Genomic DNA, 16,103 nt, shown 5'->3' on the forward strand with positions numbered 1-16,103 from the left:
ACGGCGGGCGCGCCGCATATCCTTCATCGACATCAACCGGCCGGGTCCGAAATGGACCGGCTAGCCTGTCAGGTGAGCGGCGTCCAACTGCCATCGGCGTTGCGGCAAGCCGTTCCACGCGCCGTGACGCCTGCCCCGCCGGTAAAGACGGTCTGCGTGTACTGGCGGCAGTCCTGTGAGCCGACGCGGTAGGGCTGAGCCGGAACCACTTCGCCATAGCGGGACGCCTGGGTGCCCTTCCACGTCACCTTCTGGCCGCTCGTGGTGTATTCGAGCGCCTTGTATTCAGCCTCCAGCGCGCTGCGCTTCTCGGCTTCGCTAAGGCCGCTGCCGACCGACCCGCCGATGAGGCCGCCGCCCATCGCCGAAATGATCGTCGTGGCGACTTTGCCGCTGCTGGGTGGCGTGGAGGCCGGCGTCGCAGCGATGGTGGGAGCCTTGCCGCCCAAGGTGGTGCAGCCGGAAACGGCCATCAATGCGGAAACAAGTGCGACGCGAATCTTCATGCCAACAACCGGTTTTCTTGAGCTGGAGCCTGTCATGGATGCGCCGGGGGCCGCGTCATCGGAGAAGTCGGCGAGCCTATAATGTTGATATTTGTCGGAAATTTGGCCGTTGGGCCGGCTACGGAGCCAATCGGTGCGCCGCCATAACATGCCCAGTCCGTCAATGTCGATCGGCCGGGGAAAGGCATCACTGAAGGCTCCGCAATCGCACTACCGCCTTCAATCCGCCCATGCCGGACCGTTCGAGCAGCAGTATGCCTCCATACTCGTTGACGAGGTCGGCGACAATGGCCAAGCCGAGACCCGTGCCCGGCTTGGTCTCGTCCAGGCGTCGTCCGCGTTTCAACGCTTCGCGCGCTTTTTCCTCGGGTATGCCCGGCCCGTTGTCTTCGATGGCGATCTCGAACATGTTGTCGTCCTTGTCACCCACGGGAACGACGGAAACCGAAACCGCGCTCTTCGCCCATTTCATCGCGTTTTCGAGCAGATTGCCGAGCAACTCCTCGAGGTCCTCGCGCTCGCCAGCAAAGACGATCTCGATCGGCGGCAGCGACAACGACATGCTGGTCTGCGGATTGAGCTTCTGCAAGACCCTGACCATGCGCTGCACCAACGGCGTTATCGGCGTGCGGTAGACGACGCTGTCGCGCTGCGCCGCGACGCGGGCGCGCTGGAGATAGTGATCGACCTGCTTCTGCATGGAAGCGGCCTGCTCGGCGATAAGTTGCCCCTTGGCGCCACCAAGCGCCCGCCCCTCGTTGAGCAGCACCGCCAGCGGCGTCTTCAGGGAATGGGCGAGATTGCCGACCTGAGTCCGCGAGCGCTCGACGATACGCCGGTTGTTCTCGATCAAGGCATTGGTTTCGTTGGCAAGCGGTTCAATCTCGGCTGGAAACTGGCCGTCAAGTCTTTGCGCGGTGCCTTCGCGCACCATGGCGAGCGCGTTCCTGACCCTTCGCAGCGGTTGCAGGCCGAGCAGGATGGCGATGGCGTTGATGGCGATCATGCCGACGCCGAACAGGGAAAGGTAGGTCAGGAGGCGGCGCTGGAAGGTGGCGATCTCCTGTTCCAGTTCGGTCTTGTTGCCCATGACGCGAAAGCGGGCGGCGCGGTTCTTGGCATCGAGAACGAATTCGCTCTCGAACACGACCAACTCCTCGCCATCGATGCCTTGCGCCGCGTAGCTGCGCTGGAAATTGGCGTTGAAGGGAACGTCCGCCACATCGGGCGACGGGATCGTCCTGGTCATCGACGATGAGTGGAGATTGCCGTGCACCCCTTCCGAGGCGGGTTCGACGGACCAGTACCAGCCCGAATTCGGTTCCGAGAAGCGGAGGTCGCCGAGATCCGGAGCGCCGGTGAGCGCGCCGGTGTCGGAAATGCCGATGGAGCCGATCAGGTTGAACAGATGCGCAGAAAGCAGGCTGTCGAAACCGCGCTCGCTGGCCTGGCGGTAGAGCGTGGTAATGAGCGTGAAAATGACGATGAGGGTCAGGATCGCCCAGACCGTGGAAAAGGCGATGACGCGGAACGTCAGCGAGCGCGGCCACAAGCGCAGTGAGAGCCGCTTGCTCACGGTTGGGTTGGTAGGGAGCGGTTCCGCCTTACGCCTCCGGCTCACGCATGCGATAACCCATGCCGCGCACGGTTTCGATCATGTCGATGCCCATTTTCTTACGGAGCCGTCCGACAAACACCTCGATCGTGTTGGAATCGCGGTCGAAATCCTGGTCGTAGAGATGCTCTACCAGTTCGGTCCGCGAGACGACCTCGCCCATGTGATGCATCAGGTAGGCAAGCAGGCGGAACTCATGCGATGTCAGCTTCAACGGCACGCCGGCGACATCGGCCTTCGAGGCCTTGGTGTCGAGGCGCAGCGGCCCGCAGGTCAGTTCGGATGAGGCGTGGCCGGCGGCGCGGCGGATCAGCGCCCTGACCCGCGCCAGGACTTCCTCGATGTGGAACGGCTTGGTGACATAGTCGTCCGCGCCGGCGTCGATGCCGGAGACCTTGTCGCTCCAGCGGTCGCGGGCGGTCAGGATCAGCACCGGCATCTTGCGGCCGCCGCGCCGCCAGCGCTCGACCACGCTGATGCCGTCCATCTGCGGCAGGCCGATGTCGAGCACGACCGCGTCGTAGGGCTCGGTGTCACCGAGAAAATGGCCCTCCTCGCCGTCATATGCCCGGTCGACGACATAGCCGGCGTCGACCAGCGCATCCGATATCTGCCGGTTGAGATCCTTGTCATCCTCGACGACCAGTACGCGCATGCGAAGACCACTGCCTGTTGACCGATTGCTTCAGCTATAGGCCGATTCCGCCGGCCTGGGAAACGACGGGGTCAGTTCTGCGGGACGACGATCTCGGAGCGGCGCGGACGCTGCCCGTTCTTGCCCGGAACGAGCACGACGATGACGCAGACCGGCTGCCCGCCTCGCGTCGACTGCGAGGCCTTGGCAAGCGTCCCGCCATTCTGCTCGGCCACCTGCTGGCCGATCGCGTAGCAGTCGGCCGCCGCCACGACAATCGATTCATCCTGCGCGGCTGCCGGCGCAACGCTTGCCGGCACCGCAAGCAGCCCGGCGCAGAGCGCCAGGGTCGCGGTTCGGAAATGGGAGCGAAGCGTTCTCATGGCCAGCGTTGTAACGCATCGGCGCTGAACGTGAAATGAACGGTGATCGCCGCTGAAACCATGCTCGCCACCCCTGCAATGCGAGACAAACAAATTGAGATTTCACCGCCCAACCCGATGAAACCCATGAAGTTCCAGTCTAGACTCCGTTTCGTTCATATTGAAAGCGCGCGTCAGGCGTTTTCCTGGGTCAGCGCCCGAAAACGCAGCAGGCCGTGATGGACAAGCAGTTCCTCGTCATAGCGCGCCTCGCTGAATTCGAGCGACAGGCGTGTCTGGCCGCGAGCGCCGACCTCCAGCACCGCGTCGGCAAGGCGCGCCTCGATGGCATCCATGATGGCGCGCGTTTCGGCTTCGCCATGGGCCTTCGACCAGACATGCAGCGTAATAAGTTGATCGTCGCGGTTCTCGGCGCCGGTGTCCCAGTCAAAGGCGCAGGTCTGGCCGCATGTCACATAGGGAAAGGCGACGTTGTCGGTTGGTTGTTCGCGCAGTCCGGCGCCGCCCAGCAGAGCCGACAGGGACGGATCGCTTTTTAGCCTCAGAAACAGTGCCTGTTGCAAATCGCCGGGCGCCGTCATCGTTTCTCCCTCACCCGGTGCGTACCGACCCTGCTTGCCAGAAGCTCTTCCGCACTCCAGACGCTTTGCCGTATATAGCCATTTACTGAACGAACACGATTGCCGATTCGTTGTCACGATGATGAATGTCGATGATCTCGAAAATACGACTTCCCGACAATCTCGTCAGCGACGATGAATAGCGGGTACCCTTTGCGAACCGCAAGCATCAGCAACGCCCGGCAGCGCCGCATTTCCTAATTTCAGGAGCTGATCATGCTCGATCCAGAAAAGGCCAGGGCCGCGTCGCGCCTCCTGGTAGGCCATTGGGACAAGGGCACCCGCCTCGACGCCATCCCCGAGGAATTGCGGCCGAAGACGCGGGCCGAAGGCTACGCCATCCAGTCGCACGTCATGGATCGCTCAGTGGCTCCGCTCTTCGGCTGGAAGATCGCGGCAACCAGCCTGGCCGGCCAGCGGCATATCAACGTCGACGGCCCGATGGCCGGGCGCCTCCTCGCCGAGAAGGCGGTCGAGGTCGGTGGCTCCGTTTCCCTGGCGACAAGCAAGATGCGTGTCGCCGAGATCGAATTCGCCTTCCGGTTCGGCCGTCAGTTGCCGCCTCGCCCGGCGCCTTATGAAATCGGTGATGTAGTGGACGCCGTGGCGAGTTTGCATCCGGCGATCGAAATACCGGACTCCCGCTATGACGATTTCTGCGCTGTCGGCGCGCCGCAGCTCATCGCCGACAATGCTTGTGCCAATCTGTTCGTCATCGGCGAGGCGGCGGAAGACGATTGGCGTGACGTAGATTTCGCGAAGCACCCGGTGGCCGCTTCTGTCTCTGGAAAGTCGCAGCATATCGGATCAGGAGCAGCCGTGTTGGGCGATCCGCGTGTTGCGCTGACCTGGATCGTCAACGAACTGTCGGGGCTGGGCATAACGCTCCAGCCGGGGCAAGTGGTGATAACCGGCACCTGCGTGACGCCGATAAATGTCGAGGCCGGCGACGAAGTCATCGGCGATTTGGGCAGGTTCGGCCGGGTCTCGGTGCGCTTCTGCTAGGAGTTTTACCCCTGTGACAATCCCCTGAGGCAGACAGGCCCCCGGTCATTGTCCTCCACGCAGCCGCACCACAACGCTGCGCGCTGCAAGCACCAGCACTGTGATGACGATCAGGATCACTGAAAGTGCCGCGATCGCCGGGTCGATATTGTCGCGCAGACCCATCCACATCAACCTGGGCAGCGTGATGGCGTTGACCGAGGTGATGAACAGCGTGACGCCGATTTCCTCCCAGGAGAGCACGAAGGACAGCAGTGCCGCGGTGACGATGCCGAATTTGATGTTGGGCATGATGATGCGCGTGGCGCGCTCCCAGACGCTGGCGCCAAGGCCACGCGCTGCGAGGTCGATACGGCGGTCAAGCTGGCTGAGGGAGACCAGGATCAGCACCGTGGCGAAGGGCACCGTCATCACCGAATGCGCCATGGCCACACCCAGCCAGGTGTCGTAGCCGAAAAAGGAACTGACGCCGGAGATCGAGGTGAGCAGGAAATAGAGCGTCACCGCCGAGACCACCGGCGGCACCATCATCGGCAACAGCACGAAGCCGACCAGAGCCGCGGTGAAGCGCGGCTTGAACATCCACACGCCAAGGCTGAAGCACAGTGCCAGCACCGTCGAGATGACACTGCTGACGATGCCGATCCTGATCGAGAGCAGGATGGACTGGAGCCAGCGCGGATCCTCGACCAGCGAGCGGTAGTGGCGCAGCGACAACTCGCCCGTCGGCATCGCCAGCATGCGGCTGGGCGTCAGCGAGACCGGGATCACGGCCAGCAGCGGCAGGAGCAGGAACAGCGCCACCAGGACGGCGAGGGCCAGCGAGACGGGACCGGGGCGATAGGTCGGCATAGGCTACACCAATTGCTTCGGTCTGACGTAGCGGAAGAGCAGCGCCATCAGGATGCCGACGAACAACACCAGCACCACGCTGATGGCAGCACCCAGCCCCCAGTCCGGGCTCTGGAAGATGCGGAGATAGATCAGTTCGGCGATCATGACGCTGCGGCCACCGCCAAGGATCGCCGGCGTGACGAAGAAGCCGAGCGAGAAGACGAAGACGATCAGCGCGGAGCCGATGATGCCGGAGCGCGTCATCGGCACGAACACCGTCCAGAAGGTGCGCATGCGGCTGGAACCCAGCCCGCGCGCGGCGAGCAGCACACGCTCGTCGAGGCTGCGCATGGAAGACGCCAGCGGAAAGACGGCGAAAGGAATGAGGAAGTGCGTCATGCCGACGATGACGCCGAATTCGTTGCGCACCAGCGTCAGCGGTTCGCCAATGAAGCCGATCGACTGCAGCCAGGTGTTGATCAGGCCGCGGTTGGAGAGAAGCGCCACCCAGCCGAAGGCGCGCGTCAGCACCGATATCCAGAACGGCACCAGGATGCAGAATTCGGCCAGCACCCGCTGCGCCGGGCTGCCGCGCACCCAGACCACGGTGATGGCGTAGGCAGCGGCAACCGATACAACGGTGACGATCGCCGCGATGCGCAGCGTGCGGACGAACACCGACTGTACCAGCGGGTCGGTTATCAGCGCGCCGTACTGGCCAAGCCCCGGCGTCGGCAGCGTGAAGCTCCACTTCACCACGCCGAGGAACGGCCAGGCATAGGCGAGGCCAAGGAACAGGAGCAGCGGCGCCATCAGCAGCGCCGCGCCCATCCTATCCGAGAGAACGCCTCTCATGTCAGCCCAGCGCCGGTCAGGCGGAGATGATCTTGGTATATTCGTCCAGCGCCGCCCCGTAATTCTTGGCGTACCAGTCCATGTCGAGCGGGATCTGCTTCTTCATGTTCTCGGGATCGACCGGGTTGATGCGCTTCTTGTCGGCGGGAACCAGAGCGTCGGCAGCCGGGTTGGCCGGGCCCTGACCGAGCTTGTCGAACATGACAAGCTGCTTTGCAGGGTCCTGCGCGCTGGCGATGAACTTCATCGCCGCGTCCTTGCCGCCGGGGTTGTTCTTCAACACGGCCAGTGCGCCGGGCGAAATCAGGCCCTGGTCCCAGATGAACTTGATCTGACCGCCCGAATCCTGCTCTATCAGCGAGGCTCGCGTCGACCAGACGATCGCCATCGAGGCTTCGCCGTTGAGCAACACGCTCTGGCTTTCCGCGCCGCCGCCCCAATAGGCGACGACGTTCTCCTTGAACGCGGCGATCTTGTCATGCGCGCGCTTGAGGTCGAGCGGATAGAGCGACGCCGGCGCGATGCCGTCGGCGAGAAGAGCCGCCTCCCAGCTCGACACGCCCCATTTGTAGAGGGAGCGCTTGCCGGGGAATTTCTTCACGTCGAAGAAATCGGCCATGCCGGTCGGGGCATTGCTGCCGTATTTCTGCGAATCGTAGGCGATCACATAGGAGAAGAAATAGGTCGAGGCGGCGTAATCCCAGCCGAAACCCGGCCGCATCTTCTTCTTGTCGACTATTGTGTAGTCGATCGGCTCGAGCATGCCTTGCGCGCCAAGCGTGATGGCCGAGAACGGGTCGACGTCGACAAGATCCCAGGTCGGCGCACCGCTTTTAAATTGTGCCGCGATGGCCCCTTCGGTCGGGCCGGAGCCATCCATCTTGACGGTGATGCCGGTGTCCTTGGTGAAAGCCTGGCCATAGGCGGCGTCGTAAGCCGTGATGGCGTCGCCGCCCCAGTTGACCAGCACCAGTTCCTTCGCGGCGGCGAAGGACTTGGTCGAGCGCAGCAGCAGCGGCGTGCCGGCAAGCACGAGGCCTGCAAGTTGCGTGAATTGCCGGCGCGAGATCTCACCGCGCCTTGTCCTTTCGGAGAGCGTTTCGATGGCCTGTTTTTTGGTATCGTTCATGTTAGTTCCCCTTTGTTTTCGTTGATCGAATCCGGAATCCGGTGCGGCGAATTCAGGCCGCGCCGGTGCTCATTGCCCTCCGTCCGGAAGGAGGAAACCCTTTTCCGCCGGCCAGGTCAGCCAGACGGAATTGCCTTTGCTGAGTGCCGCGGCCGCGACCTCGTTCGGCACAGAGACGGTCACCTTCGCACCTTGGCGTGTCGTAAGGTCGAGTTTGGTCGCCGCGCCCAGATAGGTCGATCCGATCGCGGTGGCAGCTATGCCGTTCTCGCCTGCCGCCGCCTCGCGCGCTATCGACATATGTTCTGGCCGGATCGCCAGGATGGCATTGCCATCCACTGCTTCGGCGTTGCCGCGCAGCTTGATTGCCCGGTCTTCGCAGAGCGCGGTCGCGCCATGGTCGGCGACGCGCACGCCCTTCAGCGGCAGCATATTGATCTCGCCCAGGAACTCGGCGACGAAGCGGTTGGCGGGCCGGTCATAGACCTCGTCAGGCGCTCCGACCTGCAACAATTTGCCATGGTTGAAGATGGCGACACGCGAGGACAGCGCCAGCGCCTCGCTCTGGTCGTGGGTGACGAAGACGAAGGTGGTGCCGGTCTCCTGGTGCAGGCGCTTCATCTCGGCCTGCATCTGACCGCGCAGGCTCTTGTCCAGCGCCGAGAACGGCTCGTCGAGCAAAAGCACGCCCGGCTCGAACACCAGCGCGCGGGCCAGCGCCACGCGTTGTTGCTGGCCGCCGGAAAGCTGCGCCGGCAGCTTCTTCTCGTGGCCGAGCAGACCGACGCGCTCTATCATCTCGCCGACGCTACGCTTGATCTCGGCGGCAGATTTCTTGCGAACCTTGAGGGGAAAGGCGATGTTTTGCTCGACGCTCATATGCGGGAAGAGCGCATAGCCCTGGAACACCATGCCGGCGGCGCGCTGCTCGGCCGGCCGGTCGGTAATATCGACGCCGTCGCTGAACAGGCGGCCCTCGCTGGGCTGCAGGAAGCCGGCCAGGATCATCAGGAAGGTGGTCTTGCCGGAGCCGGAGGGGCCGAGCAGCGTCAAAAACTCGCCGCGGCCGATATTGAGCGTCAGATTGTCCAGCGCACGGAACGAGCCGAAGCTCTTGCCGATCCCGTTCGCCTTGATCTCTGCGGCCCGGCCGGGTTGCTGCATCCTGCCTCTTCCTTGGTGGCTGGGGGAAATCGTAGGCAGCGCGAAGGCTCACCGCAACCGAATAGTTTTCGCCTGATCGGCAAATTTGATTCATCTATGGCGAATGCCGGCGACGCTGGAGCCGCGAAATTCACCTCTCCTGGGGGAGATCAGTTGATCTCAATATGTCCGCAACCTGTTCTCCGATAGCTTCGACCTCAACCATCCCCCAAACGCCTCCAGCACAGGGTGACCCGCCTTGGCGTGCTCGGAAACCAGGAAATAGGAACGCGGCGACGGGATCGAGGTCTCGAACGGCTTGACCAGCCGGCCCTCACTCAGCGCCCGGCGGCTGGTCAGCTCGTCCCCCATGGCGATGCCCTGGCCGGCAATCGCCGCCGAGAAAACGAGGTTCATGTCGGAAAAGAAGATGCCGCCCTCGGTGTCGGGGTTCTCGACCTTGGCCAGCGCCAGCCAGCGCGCCCAGTCCTCCGTATCGCCAAGATGCAGCAGGTTGGCGCGCAGGACGTCGGCGGGCTTGGAAAAGCCGCCCACTTTGTTGAGTAGCGTCGGGCTGCAGAGCGGCGTGAACGAGATATCGCACAGCAGTTCCACCACGCGGTTCGGCCAGTTGCCGACGCCAAAGGCAATGAAGGCGTCGGCGTCCGGATTGCTGACGTCGTCGAGCCGCCGGGGCGTCAGTATGCTCAGCGCCACATCAGGATACATCTGCCGGAACTCGCCGATATGGGTGCACAAGAACAGCGAGGCGAAGCCTGGTGTGCATGAGACTGCGAAGGAGCCGCCGACCCCGGTGCCGGCGTTTTGCGCCACCGCGTCGCCGAGCACGGTCAGCGCCTTGCGCACGTCCGCGGCATAGCGCTGGCCGCGCGGCGTCAGCGCCACGCCCTTGCCGATGCGCTCCAGCAGATCGAAGCCGAGGTCGCGTTCGAGCAAGCGCAATTGATGGCTGACCGCACTGCGGGTGAGGTGCAATTCGTCGGCGGCGCGCCAGACGCTGCCATGACGGGCGAAACTGTCGAGGGCGCGCAGCGCCTGCGTCGATGGAATTCTCAAGAGGTGAACCGAATTTGCACGAACCGGGAAAACATATCACTTTTTGGCAAGCCGCTTCACTGCTTTCTTTGGCGCATGGAAAAACCGGTGACGACATCGGCGCAAGAAACCGCTCTTGCCTGCCTCGACGGCATCCAGCCGCTGCTGTCGGCCTGGACGCGCACCATCTTCGACTTCGGCGAGACCGCCTGGCGCGAGTACCAGTCGGCAGATTGGTATGTCGATCGGCTGAAGCGCGAGGGGTTTGCGGTCGAGGAAGGCTCCGCGGGCATGCCGACGGCCTTCTGCGCCCACTGGACCAATGGAGACGGTCCGACCATCGGCATGTATGCCGAATATGACGCCGTGCCCGGCAACTGCCAGGACGCTGCCACGGTGAAGCGGCCCCGCCCAGGGCTCGGCTCCGAAGCCGGCGGCCATACCGATCCGCACTCGGGCCTGGGCATGGCCAGCCTGGGCGGTCTGCTCGCCACAAAGGCCGCCATGCAGCGCCACGGCATTGCAGGCACGCTGCGCTTCACCGGCGAGCCGGCGGAGAAGGTGCGCGGCTCGAAACCGATCCATGCAGCCAAAGGCTATTATGACGGCCTTGCCGGCATGATCTCCTTCCATCCCTTCTACATGCTGCCGCTCTGCAACACTGCGCGCTGGGACACCCATTGCGGCGCTGCCTACGCGATGATCTATCGCTTCATCTGCGATGAGCCCGAGAATTGGGCACGCGCCGCCGGCGACGGCGCCCCGATCCCGCAGGCACATTCGGCGGTTCGCGCGCCCGGCGCCAACGACGCGCTGATGACGATGTACATAGCCTCCAAGGCGCTGCGCGATTCCATGCTGCCGCACCAGGGCGGCTGGTCGATCAGCGAGGCGATCCTGACGGCGGGCCAGGCCACCGCCGACAATCTGCCGGCAGGCCTTGCCGAGATCCAGTACATGATCCGTGTTCCGACCATCGCCATGGCCGAGCAGGTCACCGCCGTGCTCGACCGAAACGCCTCGGCCGCCGCCGCGATCAGCGGCTGCCGCTACGAACGGCACTGGGTTTCGAAGTCGCGGCCGGGGCTGGCCAATCATGCCATGGCCGGGATCGCCTATGAGGCGTTGGCGAGCGTCGGCCCGCCCCGCTGGGACGAGGCGGCGAAGAAGATCGCCCGCGAGATCCAGGTCAATGCCGGTGGGGTGGCGAGCGAAAACCCCTTCATCGACGAGCTGGAGCGGCTGATTGCACCACAGGAGGCAGAGGCGATCCTGCGCCGCGACCTGCCGCCGTCGCAGGTGAACTCGACCTCGGACGACTACACCGACATGAGCTGGCACACGCCGACGGCGCGTTTCTATGTCGCCCGCCCTGCCCTGCGTTCGGCAAACGGTCATGTTTTTCCAGCTTGGGCGATGAACGCGCTGGGTGGCATCCCGGCGACCATCGACCCGATGGTCATCTGCGCGGCGAAGACCGTCGCGCTATCCGCCCTTCGCCTGCTGGAAGACAAGGCCGCGCGCGACATGGCGATGGACGAGTTCGTCACCCGAACCGGCGGCGGCATTGGCGGTTCGACCTGGATCGCCCCGCTCTGCGACTACGATCCGCCCATCAACTTCCGCTGGCCGGAATATGTCACCACGCCGCGCGGCCGCGACTGGTGGATACCAAGCAAGCAATGACCGCAAACGCCCATACGAGGAGAACCGCATGACCGTTCATGACCGCATCATCGCCGAGCCGTTTTCGCTGCAGCGCCGCAACCCAGCCGGCGGCACCAAGCCGCTGACATCATGGGGTTTCGCCAACGAGACCGACGTCTTGACCGATGTGCTGCTCGGCTCGCCCAATTTCCTGCGCCATCTCTCGACCAGCTCCCTGTCGCGCAAGCACCTGCGCGAGGCGCCCTGCAACATCCAGATCGCGCAGGCACAACACAAGGATCTGGTCGCGGCCTACGAGCATTTCGGCGTCAACATCCACTGGCACGAGCCGACGCCGGAGCTGCCGATGCAGGTCTACTCCCGCGATTCCAGCGTAATGACGCCCTACGGCGCCATCATCACCGCCATGGCCAATTGGTGGCGGCGCGGCGAGAATTACGCCGCCATCCGCACCTATGAAAAACTCGGTATCCCGATCTACGACATGGTCACCGCAGGCACCTTCGAGGGCGGCGATTTCAACGTCATCGAGGACGGCGTTGTGCTGATCGGCTGCGGCGGCGCCCGCACGCAGGAAGAAGGCGCCCGGCAGGTGCAGGCCTGGTTCGAAAAAGAAGGTTGGGAAACACGCATCGCCTTCATCGACGAGTACTATGTCCATATCGACCTGATGGTGGTGCCGATCGCCGAAAAACTCACCGCCGTCTGCCTCGCCTGCACCGAGCCGGGGATCGTCGACTGGCTGAAGGGCAAAGGGCACGAGATCATCGACGTGCCGTTCCAGGACACGATGGCGCTCGGTTGCAACTTCATGTCGCTTGGCAAGGACAGGGTGATCGCGCCGACATCCAGCCAGTCGCTGATCGGTCAACTCAAGGCGCGCGGCTTCGAGGTGGCGGCCGTCGACATGAGCGAGATCTCCAAGACCGGCGGCGGCATCCACTGCATGGCGCAGGCGCTGAAGCGCGAGGCGGCCTGAGCCCGGAACGGCAACCCCCATCTTCGCCGGCCTGATCAGCGTCAGGCGGGTGAATGGCGGTTTGTAACCGCCCCCATCAACAAACCCCGCAGGTGTGTCCTCGCCACCCTTGTGGGCGTCCGCAAATGGATGAATAGTCAGGGCGGCGTCGCCCTGAAACTGCCCGCTTGGTTTTCAGGCCGTGCCATAGCCGTCCGGGTTTTTGAATGGTCAGTCCTGAACCACGCAAGAGAAGAGGTACGATCGCCGCTCGGCTGCTGGCGCTCGACGCATGGATCGATTCCTCTCTCTACGAGATCGGGTTCAAGGCGCGCCAGTTCTGGGAGGGCGCGACGATTTTCTCGCGGCGCTTTCGCGTCAACGGCTGGCGCCGTGGCATCGTCGAGCTGTTGAGCGAAGGTTTCACGCTTGGCGCCGGCGGCATCGTCGTCATGCTGGCGCTGGCTATTCCCGCCTTCCAGGACACGGCCGGCGACTGGCGCGCCCAGGGCGACTTCGCCGTTACCTTCCTCGACCGTTATGGCGACGAGATCGGCCAGCGCGGCATCATCCAGCGCGATTCCGTGCCGGTCGACGAAATGCCGGACCACGTCATCAAGGCGGTGCTTGCCACCGAGGACCGGCGTTTCTTCGACCATTACGGCATCGACGTTCTCGGCCTGTCGCGCGCAATCTTCGAAAATGTGCGGGCAAACTCCGTCGTCCAGGGCGGCTCCAGCATCACGCAGCAGCTGGCCAAGAACCTGTTCCTGACCAATGAGCGCACCTTCGAGCGCAAGATCAAGGAAGCCTTCCTGTCGCTGTGGCTCGAAGCCAATCTGTCGAAGAAGGAAATCTTGCAGCTCTATCTCGACCGCGCCTATATGGGCGGCGGCACGTTCGGCATCGAGGCGGCGGCGGACTTCTATTTCGGCAAGAGCGTCAAGGACCTCAATCTCGCCGAGGCGGCGATGCTTGCAGGCCTGTTCAAGGCGCCGACCAAATACGCGCCGCACATCAACCTGCCGGCGGCGCGCGCGCGCGCCAATGTGGTGCTGTCCAATCTCGTCGATTCCGGCTTCATGACCGAGGGCCAGGTGCTGCAGGCAAGGCTGCATCCGGCCGATGTCGTCGACCGCGGCGAACAGAAGAGCCCCGACTATTTCCTCGACTGGGCCTTCGACGAGGTTAAGAAGATCGCCAAGCCCGGGCAGCACTCGCTGGTGGCGCACACCACCTTCGACGCCAACATCCAGAAGGCGGCAGAAGAGTCGGTGGAGTTCCACCTGCGCCAGTTCGGCAAGGAGTACAACGTCACCGAAGGGGCCGTGGTGGTCATCGAGACCAACGGCGCGGTGCGCGCGATCGTCGGCGGCCGCGACTATGGCGCCAGCCAGTTCAACCGCGCCACCAAGGCGCTGCGCCAGACCGGTTCCTCCTTCAAGCCCTATGTCTATGCAACGGCTATGGAGCACGGCTTTACGCCGAACTCGATCGTATCAGGCGGGCCGATCAGCTGGGGCAACTGGTCGCCGCACAATTACGGTGGCGAGTCGGCGGGCAAGGTTCCGCTCATCGTGGCCATGGCCAAGTCGATCAATACCGTGCCCGTGCGGCTTGCCAAGGATTATCTCGGTATCGGGCCGATCAAGGCGATGGCGGAATCGTTCGGCGTGGAATCGCCGCTCGAAGCGCACAAGACCATGGTGCTCGGCACCTCGGGCATGACAGTGATGGACCAGGCGACGGGCTACAGCGTGTTCGCGCAGAACGGCTTTGTCGGCTCCAGGCATGGGATCACGCAGCTCGTCACCCGCACCGGCGAGGTGGTCTACGATTTCGCCAAGGATGCGCCGCCGCCGCATCGCGTGCTGTCCGAGCAGGCGCTGAAATCGATGAACACCATGCTTGTCGCGGTACCGGCGATGGGTACCGCCAGGCGCGCGCAGATCCCCAACATCGTCGTCGCCGGCAAGACCGGCACGACGCAATCCTACCGCGATGCCTGGTTCGTCGGCTTCACCGGCAACTACACGGCGGCCGTCTGGCTGGGCAATGACGATTTCACCCCGACCAAGAACATGACAGGCGGCTCGCTGCCGGCGATGGTGTGGCAGCGGCTCATGGTCTATGCGCATCAGAACATCGACCTCAAGCCTATCCCCGGCATCGACAAGCCCTTCGTCGACGAGGAGATCGCGGCCAGGGCCGCGGAAGCGCAGAAGAAGAGCGAGGAACAGGCAGCGGCCGATGCCGCCGCCGAACGGCCGCCGGTGCTGTCCAGCCGGACGACACAGACGCTCAGGGACATGACCCACCTGTTCGAAACGGCGCGCAGGCTCGGTGCATCTGCTCCGCCCGAAACGCTGTCGGCGCTGTGATCGCGGCGCCTCTTCCCTTCTGTCTTCGGGAAGATGGAAAAGCCACACCTTGCGAATCCGCGTCCTGCGGCTTGCCACACGACCCCGCGCCGCGATATCCCCGAGCGGCAATTCTTCATGCGCCCGGCCTTTCATGCTCAAGAACGCCTTCCTGACGCTGCTTTCGCTTGCCATAGCCATCGGCGGCGGCGGCGCCAGCGTCTGGTATGCGCTGAAAATGCAGGACGGCGTCGGGGCGATCAGAATCGGCCAGTGGACCGCCTTTCCCGACATCGGTACACCCGCAGCCGACCCCTATTCCAAGGCCCGCGTGGCGCGCGAGGGCGTGCTCGCGCTTGGCCGCGCCGAAGGGCTGTCCTTTGTCGCCGAGGACGACGCAGCTGGCGGAGAGCTCAGGCGCGAATGTACCTACACGATCGAAGGCGGATTTCCGACCGCCCGATTCTGGACCCTCTATGCCGCCGACCAATCGCTCGGCGTGGTCGAGACCGGCAAATCGCGGCTTGCCGCACTTCAATCCTATGGCGTGCTGCGCCGATCCGACAATTCGGTGCTCATTTCCGTCGGCCATCAACCGATGCCCGGCAATTGGCTGCTGACCGACGGTTCCGGCAGGATGTATTTCGTCTTGACATTCTACGACACGCCGATCGCCAGCAGCACCGGCCTGTCGGATGTTTCGCTGCCCAAGATCACCAAGGTCGGCTGCGATGCGTAGTGTCTACGCCGCGACGCGCAGACTTGTGCATGCCGTCCTTCTCGGCCTCGTCGGTGCCGGTATCGTGCATATCGTCGTGCTGCTTCTGGTGCCTGAATTCTCGGAACGCGATGCCTGGTCGCGGCTGTCGATGGCATCGGATCTGTACCGGATGACCCGGCTCGATGCCGAGGCGGGCGGCGCGCCGGTGGTGAAATCGGTCGACCCGTTGTTTTATGCGACGGCTTGCCGGTTCGACCTCGAGGAGGGAATGGTGAGGATCAGAGCGCCGGGCAATGTGCCCTTCTGGTCGGTGTCGGTCTATGACCGCAACGGCCACAACATCTATTCATTCAACGACCACACGGCGACCGGGAGCAAGCTGGATGCCGTGGTGCTGACGCCGGCGCAGATGATCGACATACGCAGGGACCTTCCCGAGGAGCTTCAGGGAGCGATCTTCGTCGAAGCGCCGATCGACGAGGGCATATTCGTCATCCGCAGCTTCGTGCCGGACGACAGCTGGAAGTCGATCGTGTCGCGCTTTCTGGAGCAGAGTTCGTGCGAGCTGCAGGACTTTTAGACCGCGGCCCGGACAGTCAGCATCACAACAATCAAG

16 protein-coding genes are annotated in these 16,103 nt (G+C 63.7%); 6 read left to right on the forward strand and 10 right to left on the reverse strand.

The window, feature by feature from the left end; translation table 11 throughout:
* Window positions 1-68: 68 nt before the first annotated feature.
* The 5 genes from FJ443_RS04930 to FJ443_RS04950 form a co-directional block, all read right to left on the reverse strand.
* Window positions 69-506, reverse strand: coding sequence for a hypothetical protein (locus FJ443_RS04930; RefSeq protein ID WP_140520719.1), 438 nt, complete (start codon window positions 504-506; stop codon window positions 69-71).
* Between the two features lie 187 nt (window positions 507-693).
* Complete coding sequence (locus FJ443_RS04935; RefSeq protein ID WP_281405523.1) at window positions 694-2,082, reverse strand: ATP-binding protein; 1,389 nt, start codon at window positions 2,080-2,082, stop codon at window positions 694-696.
* A 28-nt stretch (window positions 2,083-2,110) separates the two neighbouring features.
* On the reverse strand, window positions 2,111-2,776 hold the full coding sequence (locus FJ443_RS04940; protein WP_140494700.1) for a response regulator transcription factor: 666 nt from the start codon (window positions 2,774-2,776) through the stop codon (window positions 2,111-2,113).
* A 71-nt stretch (window positions 2,777-2,847) separates the two neighbouring features.
* On the reverse strand, window positions 2,848-3,138 hold the full coding sequence (locus FJ443_RS04945) for a hypothetical protein (RefSeq protein WP_140494702.1): 291 nt from the start codon (window positions 3,136-3,138) through the stop codon (window positions 2,848-2,850).
* Between the two features lie 173 nt (window positions 3,139-3,311).
* Window positions 3,312-3,719: a DUF3168 domain-containing protein gene (locus FJ443_RS04950; RefSeq protein WP_140494704.1), complete on the reverse strand. Its 408-nt coding sequence runs from the start codon at window positions 3,717-3,719 to the stop codon at window positions 3,312-3,314.
* A 255-nt stretch (window positions 3,720-3,974) separates the two neighbouring features.
* Here FJ443_RS04950 and FJ443_RS04955 point away from each other — a divergent pair, with 255 nt between their 5' ends.
* Window positions 3,975-4,763 (forward strand): fumarylacetoacetate hydrolase family protein, encoded by a 789-nt coding sequence (locus tag FJ443_RS04955; RefSeq protein ID WP_140517970.1) that lies wholly within the window; start codon window positions 3,975-3,977, stop codon window positions 4,761-4,763.
* A 45-nt stretch (window positions 4,764-4,808) separates the two neighbouring features.
* On the opposite strand, the gene FJ443_RS04960 is transcribed toward FJ443_RS04955, so the two are convergent.
* The 5 genes from FJ443_RS04960 to FJ443_RS04980 form a co-directional block, all read right to left on the reverse strand.
* Window positions 4,809-5,615 (reverse strand): ABC transporter permease, encoded by an 807-nt coding sequence (locus FJ443_RS04960; RefSeq protein ID WP_140662972.1) that lies wholly within the window; start codon window positions 5,613-5,615, stop codon window positions 4,809-4,811.
* 3 nt (window positions 5,616-5,618) lie between these two features.
* The gene (locus FJ443_RS04965; RefSeq protein ID WP_140517968.1) at window positions 5,619-6,452 is read right to left on the reverse strand and encodes an ABC transporter permease; all 834 of its coding nucleotides are present in this window, start codon (window positions 6,450-6,452) and stop codon (window positions 5,619-5,621) included.
* Between the two features lie 16 nt (window positions 6,453-6,468).
* Window positions 6,469-7,581, reverse strand: a complete 1,113-nt coding sequence (locus FJ443_RS04970; RefSeq protein WP_140494711.1) for an ABC transporter substrate-binding protein — start codon at window positions 7,579-7,581, stop codon at window positions 6,469-6,471.
* 69 nt (window positions 7,582-7,650) lie between these two features.
* Window positions 7,651-8,745, reverse strand: a complete 1,095-nt coding sequence (locus tag FJ443_RS04975; protein WP_140494713.1) for an ABC transporter ATP-binding protein — start codon at window positions 8,743-8,745, stop codon at window positions 7,651-7,653.
* 159 nt (window positions 8,746-8,904) lie between these two features.
* Window positions 8,905-9,801 carry a LysR substrate-binding domain-containing protein gene (locus tag FJ443_RS04980; protein ID WP_140494716.1) on the reverse strand — a complete coding sequence of 299 codons (897 nt, stop codon included), beginning with the start codon at window positions 9,799-9,801 and terminating at the stop codon, window positions 8,905-8,907.
* A gap of 75 nt (window positions 9,802-9,876) precedes the next feature.
* On the opposite strand from FJ443_RS04980, the gene FJ443_RS04985 reads away from it, so the two are divergent.
* The 5 genes from FJ443_RS04985 to FJ443_RS05005 all read left to right on the forward strand — a co-directional run bounded on the left by FJ443_RS04985 (window position 9,877) and on the right by FJ443_RS05005 (window position 16,067).
* Window positions 9,877-11,466: an amidohydrolase gene (locus FJ443_RS04985; RefSeq protein ID WP_181167194.1), complete on the forward strand. Its 1,590-nt coding sequence runs from the start codon at window positions 9,877-9,879 to the stop codon at window positions 11,464-11,466.
* A gap of 28 nt (window positions 11,467-11,494) precedes the next feature.
* Complete coding sequence (locus FJ443_RS04990) at window positions 11,495-12,427, forward strand: dimethylarginine dimethylaminohydrolase family protein (RefSeq protein ID WP_140517963.1); 933 nt, start codon at window positions 11,495-11,497, stop codon at window positions 12,425-12,427.
* Window positions 12,428-12,633: 206 nt separating this feature from the next.
* Complete coding sequence (locus FJ443_RS04995; protein ID WP_140662976.1) at window positions 12,634-14,787, forward strand: penicillin-binding protein 1A; 2,154 nt, start codon at window positions 12,634-12,636, stop codon at window positions 14,785-14,787.
* Window positions 14,788-14,920: 133 nt separating this feature from the next.
* A complete protein-coding gene (locus tag FJ443_RS05000; protein WP_140662978.1) occupies window positions 14,921-15,505 on the forward strand; it encodes a DUF1214 domain-containing protein in 585 nt (194 codons plus the stop codon).
* Window positions 15,498-16,067: a DUF1254 domain-containing protein gene (locus tag FJ443_RS05005; RefSeq protein ID WP_140658007.1), complete on the forward strand. Its 570-nt coding sequence runs from the start codon at window positions 15,498-15,500 to the stop codon at window positions 16,065-16,067. The genes FJ443_RS05000 and FJ443_RS05005 overlap by 8 nt, the downstream gene beginning before the upstream one ends.
* Window positions 16,068-16,103 lie beyond the last annotated feature (36 nt).

This window comes from Mesorhizobium sp. B2-6-1 (assembly GCF_006440475.1).
In the GTDB taxonomy this organism is placed as follows: Bacteria; Pseudomonadota; Alphaproteobacteria; order Rhizobiales; family Rhizobiaceae; genus Mesorhizobium.